At 39.4% G+C, this 17,729-nt stretch carries 11 protein-coding genes; 7 read left to right on the forward strand and 4 right to left on the reverse strand.

What is annotated here, in order from left to right; translation table 11 throughout:
- The first annotated feature begins 24 nt into the window (after positions 1-24).
- The 3 genes from odhB to sucD all read left to right on the forward strand — a co-directional run bounded on the left by odhB (position 25) and on the right by sucD (position 3,747).
- Positions 25-1,548: a 2-oxoglutarate dehydrogenase complex dihydrolipoyllysine-residue succinyltransferase gene (gene odhB, locus B5D82_RS16630; protein WP_081153107.1), complete on the forward strand. Its 1,524-nt coding sequence runs from the start codon at positions 25-27 to the stop codon at positions 1,546-1,548.
- Between the two features lie 160 nt (positions 1,549-1,708).
- Positions 1,709-2,875 carry an ADP-forming succinate--CoA ligase subunit beta gene (gene sucC / locus B5D82_RS16635; RefSeq protein ID WP_081153108.1) on the forward strand — a complete coding sequence of 389 codons (1,167 nt, stop codon included), beginning with the start codon at positions 1,709-1,711 and terminating at the stop codon, positions 2,873-2,875.
- On the forward strand, positions 2,875-3,747 hold the full coding sequence (gene sucD / locus B5D82_RS16640) for a succinate--CoA ligase subunit alpha (RefSeq protein WP_081153110.1): 873 nt from the start codon (positions 2,875-2,877) through the stop codon (positions 3,745-3,747). Before sucC ends, sucD begins: the two co-directional genes overlap by 1 nt.
- A 94-nt stretch (positions 3,748-3,841) precedes the next feature.
- Here the strand turns inward: sucD and B5D82_RS16645 are convergent, their stop codons facing one another.
- A complete protein-coding gene (locus B5D82_RS16645) occupies positions 3,842-4,705 on the reverse strand; it encodes a TIR domain-containing protein (protein WP_081153112.1) in 864 nt (287 codons plus the stop codon).
- Between the two features lie 2,540 nt (positions 4,706-7,245).
- Here B5D82_RS16645 and B5D82_RS16650 point away from each other — a divergent pair.
- Positions 7,246-7,569: a ribonuclease E inhibitor RraB gene (locus tag B5D82_RS16650; RefSeq protein WP_081153113.1), complete on the forward strand. Its 324-nt coding sequence runs from the start codon at positions 7,246-7,248 to the stop codon at positions 7,567-7,569.
- A 584-nt stretch (positions 7,570-8,153) separates the two neighbouring features.
- On the opposite strand, the gene B5D82_RS16655 is transcribed toward B5D82_RS16650, so the two are convergent.
- Complete coding sequence (locus B5D82_RS16655) at positions 8,154-9,281, reverse strand: pyridoxal-phosphate-dependent aminotransferase family protein (RefSeq protein ID WP_094122889.1); 1,128 nt, start codon at positions 9,279-9,281, stop codon at positions 8,154-8,156.
- Positions 9,282-9,833: 552 nt separating this feature from the next.
- On the opposite strand from B5D82_RS16655, the gene B5D82_RS16660 reads away from it, so the two are divergent.
- Positions 9,834-11,072 (forward strand): malic enzyme-like NAD(P)-binding protein, encoded by a 1,239-nt coding sequence (locus tag B5D82_RS16660; RefSeq protein ID WP_081153116.1) that lies wholly within the window; start codon positions 9,834-9,836, stop codon positions 11,070-11,072.
- 518 nt (positions 11,073-11,590) lie between these two features.
- The gene (locus B5D82_RS16665; RefSeq protein WP_081153118.1) at positions 11,591-12,862 is read left to right on the forward strand and encodes a mechanosensitive ion channel family protein; all 1,272 of its coding nucleotides are present in this window, start codon (positions 11,591-11,593) and stop codon (positions 12,860-12,862) included.
- Between the two features lie 319 nt (positions 12,863-13,181).
- Here B5D82_RS16665 and B5D82_RS16670 read toward each other — a convergent pair whose 3' ends face one another.
- Entirely contained in the window at positions 13,182-13,655 is a 474-nt protein-coding gene (locus tag B5D82_RS16670) for an META domain-containing protein (protein ID WP_081153120.1), read from the reverse strand.
- A 545-nt stretch (positions 13,656-14,200) separates the two neighbouring features.
- On the opposite strand from B5D82_RS16670, the gene B5D82_RS16675 reads away from it, so the two are divergent.
- Positions 14,201-14,980, forward strand: a complete 780-nt coding sequence (locus B5D82_RS16675; RefSeq protein WP_245807497.1) for a ZIP family metal transporter — start codon at positions 14,201-14,203, stop codon at positions 14,978-14,980.
- Positions 14,981-15,190: 210 nt separating this feature from the next.
- On the opposite strand, the gene B5D82_RS16680 is transcribed toward B5D82_RS16675, so the two are convergent.
- Positions 15,191-17,575, reverse strand: coding sequence for a putative bifunctional diguanylate cyclase/phosphodiesterase (locus B5D82_RS16680; protein WP_172820653.1), 2,385 nt, complete (start codon positions 17,573-17,575; stop codon positions 15,191-15,193).
- Between the last annotated feature and the right edge of the window lie 154 nt (positions 17,576-17,729).

Consider the following 17,729-nt stretch of genomic DNA (forward strand, 5'->3'; position numbering starts at 1 on the left):
AAGAGTGTGTAAGGAATATTATAAATGACAACCGAAATTAAGGTTCCCGTTTTACCTGAATCAGTTGCTGATGCAACTATAGCAACTTGGCACGTACAAGTTGGCGATAAAGTATCTCGCGATCAAGTATTAGTTGATATCGAAACTGACAAAGTGGTACTTGAAGTACCGGCTACATCAGATGGCGTTATTACTGATATATCTCAAGCTGAAGGCGCTACGGTTTTAGGCGAGCAAGTTATTGCTATTTTGTCTGAAGGTGAAAGCGAAGCTGCAGCTCCTGAAAGTAAAAGTAATGAAGCGGCACCAGCAAAAGCAGAAGCAGAAACTACTGCCAGTGCGCCTAAAGCATCAGGCGATTCAGCTAAAGTGATTGATATTGTCGTACCAGTACTGCCTGAATCAGTTGCTGATGCGACTGTTGCTGCATGGCATGTTGCTGCAGGCGATACCGTAACTGTTGATCAAAACTTAGTTGATATCGAAACTGACAAAGTGGTTTTAGAAGTTGTTGCACAAGCTGATGGTATAATTGGTAAAATAATTCATGCTGAAGGCGATACAGTATTAGGCGACCAAAAATTGGGTGAACTTAATGTTGGTGCTGCAGCAAACTCAGCCCCTGCAGCGTCTCCTGAAGAAGCGATTAGCTCTGACGAGCTTGCTAGCCCATCAGTGCGTCGTTTAATGACTGAGAAAGGTCTAACGGCTAGTGATGTTGTTGGTACCGGTAAAGGCGGACGTATTTCTAAGGAAGACGTAGAAACGGCAGCTAATAAACCTAAAGCAGCACCAGCAAAAGCAGCGGCGCCAGCGCCTGCAGCCCAAGCGACTGCCGCACTAGGTGAGCGTACTCAAAAACGCGTACCTATGACGCGTTTACGTAAAACTATCGCGACACGTTTATTAGAAGCGAAAAATTCTACTGCGATGCTAACGACGTTTAACGAAGTTAACATGAAGCCAATAATGGATCTTCGTAACCAATATAAAGACGTATTCGAGAAAACACATGATACCCGTCTAGGTTTTATGTCGTTCTACGTTAAAGCGGTTACTGAAGCGCTTAAACGCTACCCTGCAATTAACGCGTCAATTGACGGTGATGACATTGTTTATCACAACTTTTTCGACATCTCGATTGCGGTATCTACACCACGTGGTTTAGTTACACCGGTATTACGTGATGCAGATCAGCTAAGCATGGCAGGTATCGAAAACGGTATCCGTTCATTAGCGATTAAAGGTCGTGACGGAAAATTAACCATGGACGAAATGCAAGGTGGTAACTTTACTATCACTAATGGCGGCGTTTTTGGTTCATTAATTTCAACGCCTATTCTTAACTTGCCACAAGCGGCAATCTTAGGAATGCATAAAATCCAAGATCGCCCGATGGCGGTTGACGGAAAGGTTGAAATTTTACCTATGATGTACCTAGCACTTTCTTACGATCATCGTTTAGTTGATGGTAAAGAATCTGTAGGTTTCTTAGTAACCATTAAAGAGTTGTTGGAAGATCCAACACGCTTGTTACTAAACATCTAGTAAGCAGTAATATTGAAATATTTGGTTTGATTTAGACTATAGTATTAGGCTCTAAGGACTATGCTCTTTAGAGCTTTTGTACTATAATCGGTCGACTCTTTTCGATGGTAATAATTATAATTATTGCCATTTTCATCTACAGATAAATGGATAAAACACCATGAATTTGCATGAATATCAAGCGAAACAATTATTCGCTGAATATGGTTTACCAGTTTCTGAAGGTTTCGCTTGCGATACCGCTCAAGAAGCTGCCGAAGCTGCCGACAAAATTGGCGGCGATATGTGGGTTGTTAAAACTCAAGTACACGCGGGTGGCCGTGGTAAAGCTGGCGGTGTTAAGCTAGTTAAAAGCAAGCAAGAAATCAAAGATTTCGCGCAAAACTGGTTAGGTAAAAACTTAGTTACATACCAAACTGACGAACATGGTCAGCCAGTTGCTAAAATCTTAGTAGAAAGCTGTACAGATATTGCTAACGAATTGTATCTTGGTGCTGTTGTAGACCGTGCAAGTCGTAGAGTAGTATTCATGGCCTCTACTGAAGGCGGTGTTGACATTGAGAAGATTGCTGAAGAGACTCCTGAGTTAATTCACCAAGCTGAAATTGATCCACTAGTTGGTGCTCAACCATACCAAGCACGTGAATTAGGCTTCAAGTTAGGTTTAAACCCAACGCAAATGAAGCAATTTGTTAAGATCTTTTTAGGTCTTGCACAAATGTTTGAAGATTTCGATTTCGCTTTATTAGAAATCAATCCGTTAGTTATTACTGACGAAGGTAATCTTCACTGTCTAGATGGCAAAATTGGTATCGATGGTAATGCTTTGTACCGTCAACCTAAAATGCGCGCATTTCACGATCCATCTCAAGAAGATGAGCGTGAAGCACATGCAGCACGTTTTGAATTAAACTACGTAGCTTTAGATGGCAACGTTGGTTGTATGGTTAACGGTGCAGGCCTAGCAATGGGTACTATGGATATCGTTAATTTACACGGCGGCAAGCCAGCTAACTTCTTAGATGTTGGCGGCGGGGCGACTAAAGAGCGTGTATCTGAAGCATTCAAAATCATTCTTTCTGACGACAACGTTAAAGCTGTTTTAGTTAACATCTTTGGTGGCATCGTACGTTGTGACATGATCGCTGAAGGTATTATCGCTGCAGTTAAAGATGTAGGCGTTCAAGTGCCTGTAGTTGTACGTTTAGAAGGTACAAACGCTGAAGAAGGTCGTGAAGTACTTAAGAAATCTGGCTTAGACATCATTGCTGCTGAGTCATTAACTGATGCAGCAACTAAAGTTGTAGCAGCTGCGGAGGGCAAATAATGTCTGTCTTAATTAATAAAGATACTAAAGTAATCTGTCAAGGTTTCACTGGTGGTCAAGGTACATTCCATTCAGAACAAGCACTTGAGTACGGTACACAAATGGTTGGTGGCGTAAGCCCAGGTAAAGGCGGTCAAACGCATTTAGGCCTTCCAGTATTCAATACAGTACGTGATGCAGTAGAAGCAACTGGCGCAACAGCTACAGTTATCTATGTTCCTGCACCATTTTGTAAAGATGCAATTTTAGAAGCTATTGATGCAGGCATCGAGCTTATCGTTACTATCACTGAAGGTATTCCAACTTTAGATATGGTTGACGTTAAAGCTAAGCTTGATCAATCTGGCGTTCGTATGATCGGTCCTAACTGTCCAGGTGTTATTACTCCTGGCGAAACTAAGATTGGTATCATGCCTGGTCACATTCACAAGCCTGGTAAAGTAGGTATTGTTTCACGTTCTGGTACACTTACGTACGAAGCCGTTAAACAAACTACAGATGCTGGTTTTGGCCAATCTACTTGTGTAGGTATTGGTGGTGACCCTATCCCTGGTACTAACTTCATCGACGTATTGGAAATGTTCCAAAACGATCCACAAACTGAAGCAATCGTAATGATTGGTGAAATTGGTGGAACAGCTGAAGAAGAAGCAGCGGAATACATCAAAGCACACGTTACTAAACCTGTAGTATCTTACATTGCTGGTGTTACTGCACCAGAAGGTAAGCGTATGGGTCACGCTGGCGCGATTATCGCCGGTGGTAAAGGTACAGCTGATGAGAAATTCGCAGCATTAGAAGCGGCTGGTGTTAAAACTGTACGTTCTTTAGCTGAGATTGGTTCAGCACTTAAAGAGAAAACAGGTTGGTAATCAGCTTTTGATTGCAAACTGTTATTCTTAATAAAAACCCGCATTCTCTGATGGATAGTGCGGGTTTTTTGGTTTAAGACTTTTTAAATAATATTTATTTTTGTCGATACTTGCCAAACTGTAAAGGATTTTGTTGGAATTGCTGTTTTTCATTTAGCTCAGCGGTAATAATACTGTCCAATCTAGTTTCATTTTCTAACAAATACTCTATCCCACTATTTGTAATAGTAAAACCAAATCCTGTATTTCCATTATTGTCTTCAGTGATGTTTCGGTCTACGTATCCAATTCGTATTAATTTGATTAAGGCTATTTGGAGTTGAGCTTCTGAAAAGGATAGTGCCTTTTGTTCAATATCCCAAAAGAACAAGCCGTTTGTAGAACTTGTGTGAGTGGAAAGTAGTTCAGATAGCAAACGGAGAGATTTATCATTAATAGAATATTCACTTTTAGATATCTTGGGTGTCATCAATTTATCGGTAGCTGAACTTCTATTAATGTTGCCAAGTTGGTCCATTTGCTCGGATATTTTTATACAAGCAGCATTGACCGCACAATTTAAATTTGTATCACTTCTACTTTCATCAAAATCTAAAGTATTAATTCCAGCTAAGTCACTAGCGATATATAACTCTATATTTCTAGGTTTCAGTATAAAACAACGTTCTTTTCCTATTGAACCAATAAAAAGTCCTAATTCAAAAAGCACATTGTCTCTAACTTTTGGGTGATTATTGCCTCGAACAGTTATTACATCATCGGGCGAGAAAACAAATAAAGAAAAATCAACATTAGCAGCCTTAGTAATTAATGAACTCAAAGTATCACTGCCTGCCTTGTCAAAAGCATACGGCCAATTTGACACTTCAGCTGACCGGTCTAACGCGACGTTGCATGCGTTAGCTATATCAATACTATCACTTGATGATCCAATAAAAATTCTTGGCTTATTATTCATGTTATCCCTTCGACTGCTTTTCTCATTATCATAAGCTTAGCAACTTATTTCTTTAAGTTATATGAAAAATTAGAAGGACACCGACTCTAACTTAACTGCTTGGAGTTTAATTTATCTGCTTGGCGTCGCGGTGGCGACGACACCCAAAGGGAGGCTGACGCCGACCTCCCTCTGGACTCCCTCGGCGCTGCTGCATTAAACTTGTTTCCTTCATGACGTCCAATATTCTTCGACGTACCAGCGCTGAACGTACATCCATGTACTACATCGCTTTCACTGGCATCCATGCCAGTGATACGTGAATATTGGCCATCATTCCGGAGTTTAATGAAGCAGACTTGGCGTCTGGTTTATCTGTTGTGTTTATTCTTTAATATTTCAATAAACCGATTTGCTAAAGAACTACACCATAGAACTCACAAACTCCCGATCCCATCTCAGCAACGGAAACTTAATTTAGATAAGTGCGATGTTTATCGGAGCCATGGATGGCGTAGACTGCCGTGTGAAGGGACGATTTTCGGCAGGAATAAACATCGTGCCTAAATTCAGTTGGAGTGTTTTGCTGTGTAGGGCACAGTGGGGGATGCAAGGGGGAGATCTGTGTCTATCTCCCCCTTGCGTGTAGTCGCCACCGCGACGCCAAGCAGAGATTAAAACTCCAAGCGGTTGAGTTATGTATAAGTAGGGTCAGATACACATTAAGGCTTAATGCACGCTAATCTACCGTTGTCGCGGTGGCGACGACACCCAAAGGGAGGCTGACGCCGGCCTCCCTCTGGACTCCCTCGGCGCTGCTGCATTAAACGTGTTTCCTCCATGACGTTCAATATTCTTCGACGTACTAGCGCTGAACGCACTGCGCTCCTTGCCATCCATGGCATCGCGCTTTACCGTTCATCCTAAACATAATCCATGCACTACAGCGCTTTCACTGGCATCCATGCCAGTGATACGTGAATATTGGCCATCATTCCGGCGTTTAATGAAGCAGACTTAGTGTTTGTTTCTTCGTTAGTAATTATTCTCAGTGATTTAGCTTTAACAGCTGTTACAGCGATCTCTAAATCCCATCACAGCAACGGAAACTTAATTTAGATAAGTGCGATGTTTATCGGAGCCATGGATGGCGCAGACTGCCGTGTGAAGGGACGATTTTCGGCAGGAATAAACTTCGTGCCTAAATTCAGTTGGAGTGTTTTGCTGTGCAGGGCACAGTGGGGGATGCAAGGGGGAGATCTGTGTCTATCTCCCCCTTGCGTGTTGTCGCCACCGCGACGCCAAGCAGAAAATTAAAACTCCAATCCGATAATTTTTCAATATTAGACGGACACTCACTCTAAATTAATGGCTTGGAGTTTGTTTACTGGTTTGGCGTCGGCGTGCCTATTAAGTAGGGTCAGATACACATTAAGGCTTAATGCACGCTAATCTACCGTTGTCGCGGTGGCGACGACACCCAAAGGGAGGCTGACGCCGACCTCCCTCTGGACTCCCTCGGCGCTGCTGCATTAAACGTGTTTCCTCCATGATGCCCAATATTCTTCAACGTACCAGTGCTGATGGCACATCCATGTGCCAACAGCACTTTCACTGGCATCCATGCCAGTGATACGTGAATATTGGGCATCATTCCGGCGTTTAATGAAGCAGACTTGGTGTCTGGTTTATCTGTTGTGTTTATTCTTTAATATTTCAATAAACCAGTTTGCTAAATAACTACACCATAGAACTCACAAACTATTGATCCCATCACAGCAATGGAAACTGAATTTAGATAAGTGCGATGTTTATCGGAGCCATGGATATTAAGTAGGGTCAGATACACATTAAGGCTTAATGCACGCTAATCTAACGTTGTCTCGGTAATATAAGAAGGACACTCACTCTAAATTGACAGGCTTGGAGTTTGTTTGCTGGTTTGGCGTCGGGGTGCCGACTACACCCAGAGAGGGTTAAACGCCGAACCCTCTCTGGACTCACCCGTCGCTGCAACATTAAACGTGTTTCCTCCATGACGCCCAATATTCTTCGACGTACCAGCGCTGAACGTGCATCCCTGCACTACAGCGCTTTCACTGGCATCCATGCCAGTGATACGTGAATATTGGTCATCATTCCGGCGTTTAATGAAGCAGACTTGGTGTTTGTTTCTTCTCCTGAGTTTATTCTTTAATAATTCAATATATAAGTTTGCTGAATAAGCACCACGGGGAGTCCAGAGGGGCTTTTGTGGCGTGTAACGCCCCTCTGGGTGTTGTCGCCACCGCGACGCCAGACAGTAAAATATGCTCCAAGCCGTTCAATTTATTAAACTAGAGCCCACATACACTAACTTAAAATCAATGGGGTCAGGGGATTTTGATTTCTTCTGTAGAATTTATTTAGGCATTATCAGTCAAAATTGACAGGCTTGGAGTTTGTTTGCTGGTTTGGCGTCGGGGTGCCGACTACAACCATTAAATATATTTTGTTTTCTATTCATTTAAAACATTGCCGTTTATAATACCGCCATTAATTTTATAGCTTTGAAGAGTAATATGAACTTCCCAAAAGATGACACCGGTAAAGTATTGTTTGAAATGCAAAAGGCAGGTATTGATTTAACTGTGATGCATACTATCGTTTTCTTTCACTTATTTGAAACACCAGAACAAGCAGCGGCTATGGCGGCATATCTTGCTGAAATAGCACCTGATCTTATTTGTCATGTTCACATTGATGAAAATCCAAAAATATGGCATTTAGATTGTTCCATAACAATAATTCCTCTTTACGATGCAATTATTGCTCAGGAAGCTAAGTTTGAGCAAATAGTATCGCAGTTTAAAGGGTATACGGATGGTTGGGGAATTGAAGCCTAAGTTGCTAATTTTTGATTTTTCTGAAGACTTTTGGCCTTATTAATTTTTACGAATGGTGGCCATTGAAAGGAATACAGTAAAGTACAGGTTAATTCTTTAATTCTTTTCACTATATGAAATTAATTTGAAAAATAAAAGCTAAAAAAGAGCTTAAATTATTGATTTAATTTAGGCTCTTTGTTTATTTGACTGTCTAAATACTCTCATTGTTACTTAAAAGGGTTAATAAACACTGTTTATTTGGCTAATTATATCGGTACAGTCTTGCCTATGTACGGTAAGTGGTAGGGTAAATGGCGATATATTTATTTAGTTTATACCAACACTAGCAACTAAACGTGTTTATAAAAACAACCGTATTTCTACCTTAATGGCTTCTGCTAATTTAGTTTTAAACACGATAGAACTTGTTAATAAGCCAGCCTTACCAAGTTATCTTTATTTTGGTAAGGCTGGCTTAATTGCTTTCCTAATTGAGTAGTTCTTGCTTTTAATTTTTGTTCTGAAATCGGAACATCAATTATATTCGCTATCTAAGCTCACTTTTGGATTTCATATCGTGAAAGATGTTTATTTAACATTTTCTACTTTTGTTGAGCTAAAGCGTCTTCAAGTGTAGTTAAACATAGGGCTACATTTTCGCTTCTAGCGGTGTAACCCATCAAACCAATGCGCCATGCTTTACCTGCAAAATCACCTAATCCACCCCCTATTTCTAGGTTGTACTCATTCAATAGATAGCTTCTTACTTTTGCGTCATCTATGCCTTCTGGGATGTAGATAGCGTTTAACTGAGGTAAGCGTTCTTCTTTAGGTACAATGAACTTGATACCTAGCTTATCTAAGCCTTTCGCTAAAGTTTCGTGCTGGATTTGATGGCGTGCCCAACGGTTTTCTAAGCCTTCATTTTGTAGTTGTATTAATGATTCATGCAAGCCGTATAGCGAGTTAACAGGCGCGGTATGATGATAGCTGCGTTTGCCTGCTCCAGACCAATAACTCATCACAAGTGATTGATCTAAAAACCAACTTTGTATTTGTGTTTTACGGTTTTTAATAACATTTACCGCTTTTTCACTAAACGAAATAGGCGATAATCCCGGTACACATGATAAACATTTTTGTGAACCAGAATAAATAGCATCTATGCCCCAATCATCAACTTTAAGCTCAACACCGCCTAGTGATGTAACGGCGTCAACAATAGATAAACAGTCGTGTTGCTGTGCTAGAGCACATAAGGCTTCTGCATCTGATAAGGCACCTGTAGAGGTTTCAGCGTGAACAAAGGCTAAAAATTTCGCCTCTGGATTAGCCTTTAAAGCGGCTTCTACTTTGTCAACTTCAACTGCTCGACCCCAAGGAGAGTCAACTATAATGGCCTCTGCGCCAATACGGTTGACGTTTTGGATCATCCGGTCACCAAACACCCCATTTCGGCAAACAATAACCTTGTCGCCTGCTTCGACTAAGTTAACAAAACAAGCTTCCATACCAGCAGAACCGGGCGCTGACAGGGCAATAGTGAACTCATTTTTAGTTTGAAAAGCATACTGTAGTAAGGCTTTTAATTCGTCCATCATACCAACAAACAAAGGATCTAAATGACCAATTGCAGGTCTTGATAATGAAGCTAAAACTTCTGGACTGATGTCTGAAGGGCCAGGACCCATTAATATTCTGCGCGGTGGGTGAAATGATTTAAAGTTCATTTTGAGTGCCTTTATTTGATGTAAGTAATGATTGATTAATACTTTGATATCAAAGGCTGTCATTAGTGTCAAGCTTCTAGTTTGTCGGTAAATTATTTATTGTAAATAAGAATAAATTTACGAAAAATAAAAATTGACATACCTGTCATGATTTGTGATTTTATTAAAACCTTAGCTAAAATTTAATCTCATGACTACTTTGAACGTTTAAAGCAAAGTTTAAAAAATTGAGCTTCAGCACGGTAATTTTTATTGAAATGTTTAATTAGTCAACATTATCGATAACGAAAATTTCTCGCCAGTCATTAAGATATTCTGCTGAGACGAAAAATTAAGATAACGACTAAAATACCTAACAATGTTGTTTAAATAAAAATAACATTATTTGTAATTACCTCGTTGACAGAAATACATAACATTACGTCACGATATTTTTATTTTCGAGACAAATCAGCGCAATAGTTCCCTCGAGATGCTTACCTTCTTGTTTACTGAGTGAGTGACACTATTGAAGAACTTATTTATATTTTTACATTTAATTAAAGGTCAATTATGAGTGATTTTAAACAACGTGCATTAGATTATCATGCCAAACCAACACCCGGTAAAATAGCCGTTCAAATAACTACTGCTGCAGAAACAAGTGAAGACTTGTCATTAGCTTATAGCCCCGGCGTTGCTGAACCTTGCCGAGCAATAGCTGAAAACCCTGATGATGTTTATAAATACACAGGTAAGGGAAATACCGTTGCTGTTATATCAAATGGTAGTGCTGTTTTAGGGTTAGGTAATTTGGGGCCAATGGCTTCTAAACCTGTGATGGAAGGTAAAGCGCTACTTTTTAAAAGGTTTGCCAATATTGATTCATTTGATATAGAAGTTAATCATAAAACGCCAGAGGAATTCATTAATACAGTTGCCAGTATTGCTGACACCTTTGGTGGTATTAACCTTGAAGACATAAAAGCGCCAGATTGTTTTATTATTGAAAAAGCGTTGCAAGAGCGCTGTAAAATCCCAATTTTTCATGATGACCAACATGGTACGGCAATCGTCACTTGTGCTGCTATGATCAATGCTTTAGAAATTCAAGGCAAAGACATTGAACATGCGGTCATTGTTTGTTTGGGCGCGGGTGCTGCGGCAATAGCTTGTATGGAATTACTTATTCAATGTGGTGCTAAACGTGAAAAAATATATATGTTGGACACTAAAGGCGTAGTACACACTCGCCGTAGCGATCTTAACGAATATAAAATGCTATTTGCTAATAATACAGATAAACGTACGCTTGATGATGCTATTGCTGAAGCTGATGTGTTTGTTGGAGTATCAGGACCAAACTTATTATCTAAAGAGCAATTATTAACCATGGCGCCAAATCCTATTGTTTTTGCTTGTTCAAATCCTGATCCTGAAATTAAACCTGAACTTGCCCATTCAGTTAGAGATGATTTAATTATGGCCACAGGTCGTTCTGACTATCCTAACCAAGTAAATAATGTGCTGTGTTTCCCATTTATTTTTCGAGGTGCTTTGGACGTTAGAGCAAGAAAAATAAATAACGAAATGAAAATAGCCGCTGTACACGCCATACGTACGTTAGCAAAAGCTGAAGTACCTGAAAGCGTGTTAAAAGCCAGTGGTGAAAAGTCATTAAGCTTTGGCAAAAACTACATTATTCCTCGTCCGATGGACCCCAGACTTTGTCACAATGTGGCAAAGGCGGTAGCCGTAGCTGCTGTAGAATCTGGTGTTGCACAAATCCCAATGCCTGAATGTTATCTTTAATATATTTGATTTAGTTTAAGTATTCGTAATCTGAGTCTGTAGCATAGTTATTTTATGTTTCAGACTCAGACATTTTAGGATATCTGAAAATTACTCCAATGCACGCTTCACAACCTACCGTCGATTTTATGACTAGAATTGCAACATTCTTTGATAAAATGCCTTTAAAAAGAACCTAATGAGTTATACGCTGAAAATTGTACTATTGTTGGCTAACCATATGAAATTTATCAGCGATTAGTGTAAAATTATCAGCCTAAACATTATCAGCTTCAGCTATGTAGTCAGAGTTTGTTTATCTGGGCAATATAGCGAGACAGTAATATTTTGTGGAATTGATTAATCAAAGGCCGTGTTAACTAAACCGTGTTTGAAACTGCTTATTAATCTATTTTACAAATAACAAAACAAACCCAGTTTTGAATACAATGTTTTCAACTATTTTATTGAATACAGACTTCAGCACGTGATTTTTTATTTATTAAATCTTCCAAAAAATGATTAAGGGCAACATTAAAATGACTGAAACAAGGGCACAATTGAGAGAGTTTTTATTAGGCTGGTTTGAGCAAAGTATGCCGGGTAATGCCTTTTTTTGGTATGACATATTAGTCGTTTTATGGATAACCATATTTGCCGTTACACTACATTATATCATCAGGGGCTCAGCTAGGCATTTTCTCAAGGGCAAGTTTGAGATTATGGACAAAGGGCAAGTAAAAAACATCACCATCGAGTTAATTCAACGCCTAGCAAGCCGACTTTCGTTTGCGCTTCAAGGCGCTGTAGTGGTGATACAAGCCAAGCTGTGGCTACCTGCAGAAGCATCGTTCTTACACTTTGTGCAAGTGGTAACTGACCAATGGATTATCTTATTCTTATTGTTATCATTGTTTACTTTTTTAGATATTTTACAATCACTTGCAGATAAGCGCCAAACTCAGGCACATTTCCCGTTAAGAGGGCTTTTACAGACGGTTAAACTGATAGCCAGTGTTTTAACCACCATCTTGGCCGTTTCGTTACTGATGGACAAATCGCCGCTGATTTTATTAAGTGGTTTAGGCGCATTGTCTGCGGTGCTGTTATTAGTATTTAAAGATCCTATTTTAGGCTTAGTTGCTGGGATACAGCTTTCTGCGAATAACATGCTTGCAGTGGGTGATTGGCTTGAAATGCCTAAATATGGTGCAGACGGTGATGTAGTCGATATTGCTTTAACCACGGTAAAAGTCAGAAATTGGGATAAAACTATTACTACTATTCCAACTTATGCACTTATTTCAGACTCATTTAAAAACTGGCGCGGCATGTCTGAATCTGGCGGCAGAAGAATAAAACGCTGTATTCACCTCGAAATGAGCAGTGTTTGCTTCTTAGATAAAGCACAAATAACTGAATTGAAAAAAGCACAATTATTAAGCGAGTATATAACTCATACGGTACCGGCAATTGAAAAAGAAAATACCGATAAAAAGATCGACATGACCGTCATGCAAAATGGTCGACGACTGACCAATGTTGGCACGTTCAGAAAATATCTCTTATCGTTTTTGAGAAACCACCCTAATATTCATCAGGGGATGACCTTAATCGTTAGACAGCTAGAGCCAACGAGTAATGGCTTGCCAATTCAAATTTATGCTTTTACGAATACCACAAGCTGGGTGCTTTACGAGGATATTCAGTCCGATATTTTCGATCATATTATTGCGGTTTTGCCAGCATTTTCACTCAGAGTACATGAGTCGCCTACGGGCAATGACATTAGGTTACTGGCTAAACACTAGCGCATGTTTTGTTGAAGTTAATATACTAATTTGTAGACACTAAGCCGTATTCTTAAGGCTTAGTGTCAAATACCATTCTTATTAATCAAGTGTTTGAACTCAACTAAGGTGCACAAACAAGATCTGTTCGCTAATAACGTTGAGATTGGTGCGGGAAAATATAAGACTACACTTATAATTTTATCCACTTTACCTAAGTGAGTGCAGCACCAATAGTTAAAAATTATTTTACCTGTTAAATCGAATAATATTTTGTAACTCATATAAAATTTTTTGTATTATATAAATCGTTACAAAAGACAGGGAATTGCCTGTTAATCTAAAAATATACGGCAGCGAAACTTGCTAATTCAACTCCATCTTGATTGAACAACGCTAGGGATTCTGCTGTGATTTTATAAGAAGTGGTATTAGCAAATACATTCAATACAGACTGCTCATTTAATTTAGCATCTGGGCAAGCCATTTGGGTTGCTCCTAAAGCGCTGAATTGTAAGTTGCCTGATCCTACTGCTATTGCCTTTGTATTAAATTGCCCAAAAAAGCGGTTACAGCCAGAAAACCCGGCTATGCGACCATCATTGCTATGTAATGTGAAATGACGTTCATGTTTTTGTTCAGGCGTCATTTCAACGTTTGTACCGTCTAGTTGCATCAGCTTCCAATAGGTGTTGGTGAGATTAGCAAGTGGGGCGGTGGCTTTTGATTCCTCGGTTGCCAGTTCTGTTGATACGCAACCCGATAATGTTAGCGCTAATACAAGACAAGAACGTCCTAAGTATTTTTTGAACATGATAATTTATTTCCTCAATTGAATGTTTAATCTGGTCAGTGAAAAATTTACTATAAAATGACTTGCTTTGAAATTTTGAGTGTTCACATATCATGCAATGATGGTAAATCGTAAATAATAGTCAACTCAAAACTAATTTTATCAATGGAAATAAGTAATGACTATTAAATAAAAGTAGCATCTTGTAACTGTGAATTGGCTCTTGATGATCATGGTACAATAAAAGAGTGCGCTTTATCTTTGTAGTGATGAGACATTTATGCTTGAAATTATTATATGCTTTGCTGACTTTTTATAAATTTACGTAGTGAGTTTTTCAGCAATTCAATAATAGTTCTGGTTGTTTAACAAACTTGAAGATTTATCTGCTATTCCTGAAAGTGATCAAGTCAAAGTGATCAAGTCAAAGGGATAAAGTACAGTACTTAATGAATTGAACACTCTTAAAAAACCACTCTTAAACCATATGTACAAGGGTAAATAACTGTTATTATTAACTATTATTTATAAAAAGCATTAGTTAATTAAGGAAGTCATTATTTAAAATGATTAATCAAGCGTTAGAGGCTGCGATTTGGGGCGGGGTGTCAGGCCTAGCACTTATTATTGGTGCGATAGTGGGTTATTTTGTTAACCTACCTCATAAAGTTATTTCAAGCATTATGGCATTTGGTGCGGGGGTGCTAATTTCAGCACTGTCATTCGAGTTAATGGCCAAGGCAACAGAGCAAGGTGGTTTGTTATATTCTGTTAGCGGTTTCGCTTGCGGTGTTTTGATTTATTCTCTGGCAAACTATTTGGTAGCACATAATGGCGGCCTGCATCGTAAACGTTCACAAGGTATACCCAAATCTGTCGGTAATAACTCTGAAAAAAAAGGAGTTGCCCAGTCTGCGGGTATCGCGATTGCTTTAGGGGCGTTAATCGACGGCATTCCAGAGTCGGCTGCAATTGGGGTTAGTATGATAGAAGGCGGTGGTGTTGCCTTAGTCACGGTCTTTGCGGTATTTATGTCGAATATACCAGAAGGGTTATCAAGCTCTGCTGGTATGAAAAAGAGCGGTAAAAGCGCCACATTTGTTTTTACCCTATGGATTGCCATTACTATTGTGCTAGCCATATCGGCTTATCTTGGTTTAACTATTTTGGGAGAGCTTGGTAACGAATATATAGGTTTTGCAACGGCGTTAGCTGCAGGTGCAATTTTGGTCATGATCATACAAACTATGATCCCAGAAGCCTTTGAAGGTATGCATGACATTACCGGCCCAATTGCCGCCGTTGGATTTTTAGTGGCTTATAGCGCCAGTGAAATGTTCAGTTAATATCCAATACATAAATAAACCATAACAATTCATCGTTAGATTTAAAATAAATTGGGTATTGATTTTAATTGGTTTTATTCTCCAAGCGGGCAATCTAATTACTGCCTTTTAATTAACCAAATAAATTAAGTGTTATTTTTATAAGTTATACCAAGTTGATTAATCGTCTACATGAGTTTCGCCAGCGCAACTTAGTTGTATCTTTCTGTGTTAGCCAACGCGTGATTTATTGACAAGTCCGTCAAGCCGCTCAGGTTTATGTAAATGATAACCTTGTGCAAATTCAACGCCCATTTCTTGTAAACATTTTAAGGCGGGCTCGTCTTCGACAAACTCAGCAACGATGACTTTACCTAAGGTTTTACCTATATCGCTAATGGCTCTAACCATAGCTTTATCTGTTTTATCGTTGGCCATGTTTTTGACAAATACGCCATCAATTTTGAGATATTGGACGGGGAATTGCTTAAGGTAGGCAAAGGAGGATAACCCCGCACCAAAATCATCCAGCGCGAAGCTGCTGCCTAATTCTCTTAGCTTTTCCATAAAGTTACGTACAACGTTCAAGTTGCTAACCGCCGCGGTTTCGGTTATTTCAAAACAAAGTTTATTGGCTGGAATATTATAGTGCGCGATGGTTTTTAACGTAAAGTCAGTAAAGTCTTCTTGATCAAAACTTTTACCTGAAATATTAATATGGCAAACGTCAAAGCCATTTAATTCTAGAGGATAACGTTGTAAATGTGAGCAGACTTTCTCTATTACCCATCGGTCAAGTAAGTGCACTAGATTGAATCGTTCAGCAGCAGGTATAAATGCACCTGGTGGGATAATTTCGTTGTTCTCTCCTAACATGCGCACTAAAACTTCGATATGTGTATGTTGAACTGATGTCAGAGAAACTAATTTTTGTGCATCTAAATATAAGCTATCAGTCTCGATAGCTCGGCGAATACGTTCGATCCACTCCATTTGTATACGACGAGCTGCGAGTTCTTTATCTCCTTGATAAGTTAATATCACACGATTACGACCTTGCTCTTTAGCCATGTGACAAGCCGAGTCTGCAGCCTGTAATAATGATGCTTCATCAGTACTAGTGGCCATAATAGGAGTAATACCAATACTACAGCCGATATTAAAGGCACGACCATCCCAACTAAATGGGAATTCACTCAAGCTATTTCGCAGGTTTTCCGCTGTTTTAATCGCTTGCTCAGGCTCGCAGCAATCTAGAATTAACCCAAACTCGTCACCACCCAAACGGGCTAATAAGTCACTTTTTCTTAATTGTCGGCTAAATAGTTGCGTAACTTGTAGTAGTAGTTGATCGCCGGCAAAATGGCCAAGTGTGTCGTTGATCACTTTAAATTGGTCTAAGTCGATAAAACAAAGACAATGAACAAAGTTCTCACTTCGGGCTTTTAATAGAGATTCGCTTAAGTAACCATCAAAAGCTCTGCGGTTAATTAGGCCCGTTAAGTTATCATGGCGGGCTTGGTAGCTTAGCTCTTTACTGAGACGCTGTTGCTCAGATACGTCTTCTATAATACAAATATAACGTATTTCGCTCGGGTTTCCCCACTCAAAACGCGACATCGTGGTTTGTACCCAAATCACGCTACTGTCAATGCGATGTAAGCGCTGTTTAAAGCTAACCCTTTCGCTTAAACCTTTGTCTAAGATCGCACGTTCTTCTATAAAAATATTGCTATCTTCAGGATGAATTAACTGGTTATACCTTAATTGTGAAAGTACCGTGAAGTTATAATTAAGAATATCGCACAAGGCGCTATTAGCATCTTTAATGCGGCCATCAGCATCTAGCTGTGCAATACCGACAGCAGCATTTTCAAAGGTGCTTCTAAATTTGTACTCAGAAATACGTATGGTGGAGGTTAATTTTTTTAGCAGCAAGGTAGCAATGCCACCTAATAATAGAAAGAAAATAACGCTTACTATTGACAATAATATTGCCAAAACACGACTAGCCAAACTCATTTTTACTTGAAATTCAGTTTGTGGCTGAGCGAGCTTCTGTGTAATTTCATCTAGCTCGGATTGTAGTACTTCCACTTCAATTAAGGATTTTTGTCTGGTGTGGGGTAATTTGTCTAAGGTATTGCCTAGCCTTACTATCCATGGATCTGAGCTCTGCCAAGCTTTTACCGCATCTTTAAAATAAGGTGCATTTTGAAAAAAGCGAAATAACCATATCATGCGAGAAATATCATCAGGATGATTACCACCTTGTAAAAATCCACGATAGGCAGAGTCATAATCTAAAACATCGCGCTCTAATATTAGACGACCTAGCATATGACCCAGCGGGAGTTGGTATTTATCTCGCGCCAACTTTAAGGCCCGAGGATCTCCAGATCGCAAATAAATTTCACTTTGTCTGACCGATTCGCTCACCCCGTGAGACCAATTACTTAACGCAGCTAAATAAGCGGCCGTACCCGACTGAATTTGGATAATTGACAGCGTAAAACCGATGGCGACTGCACCGAGTAATACTAATAATGACGCTGTGAGTTTAAACCTATTTCGATTAGTGCTATTTATGTCTTTGACTCCGGATTCGTTCAGCATAGTTATCCTTAATTGAGCATTAACACATGTCAGTAAAAGGTTAATTTTGAACGCTAAACTCATTTTACTTCAATATATTATACACTAGTTTACGCGAGCATAAATTACAGTCAATAAATACCATTATCACTGTTTTAAATGAATACATTTGTAA

Origin of the sequence: Cognaticolwellia beringensis (genome assembly GCF_002076895.1) — a bacterium.
GTDB lineage: Bacteria > Pseudomonadota > Gammaproteobacteria > Enterobacterales > Alteromonadaceae > Cognaticolwellia > Cognaticolwellia beringensis.

Bases quoted from the DNA above. Each gene is read 5' to 3' on its own strand.
- odhB (WP_081153107.1), top strand. From the start codon at position 25: ATGACAACCGAAATTAAGGTTCCCGTTTTACCTGAATCAGTTGCTGAT.
- sucC (WP_081153108.1), top strand. From the start codon at position 1,709: ATGAATTTGCATGAATATCAAGCGAAACAATTATTCGCTGAATATGGT.
- sucD (WP_081153110.1), top strand. From the start codon at position 2,875: ATGTCTGTCTTAATTAATAAAGATACTAAAGTAATCTGTCAAGGTTTC.
- B5D82_RS16645 (WP_081153112.1), bottom strand. From the start codon at position 4,705: ATGAATAATAAGCCAAGAATTTTTATTGGATCATCAAGTGATAGTATT.
- B5D82_RS16650 (WP_081153113.1), top strand. From the start codon at position 7,246: ATGAACTTCCCAAAAGATGACACCGGTAAAGTATTGTTTGAAATGCAA.
- B5D82_RS16655 (WP_094122889.1), bottom strand. From the start codon at position 9,281: ATGAACTTTAAATCATTTCACCCACCGCGCAGAATATTAATGGGTCCT.
- B5D82_RS16660 (WP_081153116.1), top strand. From the start codon at position 9,834: ATGAGTGATTTTAAACAACGTGCATTAGATTATCATGCCAAACCAACA.
- B5D82_RS16665 (WP_081153118.1), top strand. From the start codon at position 11,591: ATGACTGAAACAAGGGCACAATTGAGAGAGTTTTTATTAGGCTGGTTT.
- B5D82_RS16670 (WP_081153120.1), bottom strand. From the start codon at position 13,655: ATGTTCAAAAAATACTTAGGACGTTCTTGTCTTGTATTAGCGCTAACA.
- B5D82_RS16675 (WP_245807497.1), top strand. From the start codon at position 14,201: ATGATTAATCAAGCGTTAGAGGCTGCGATTTGGGGCGGGGTGTCAGGC.
- B5D82_RS16680 (WP_172820653.1), bottom strand. From the start codon at position 17,575: ATGCTGAACGAATCCGGAGTCAAAGACATAAATAGCACTAATCGAAAT.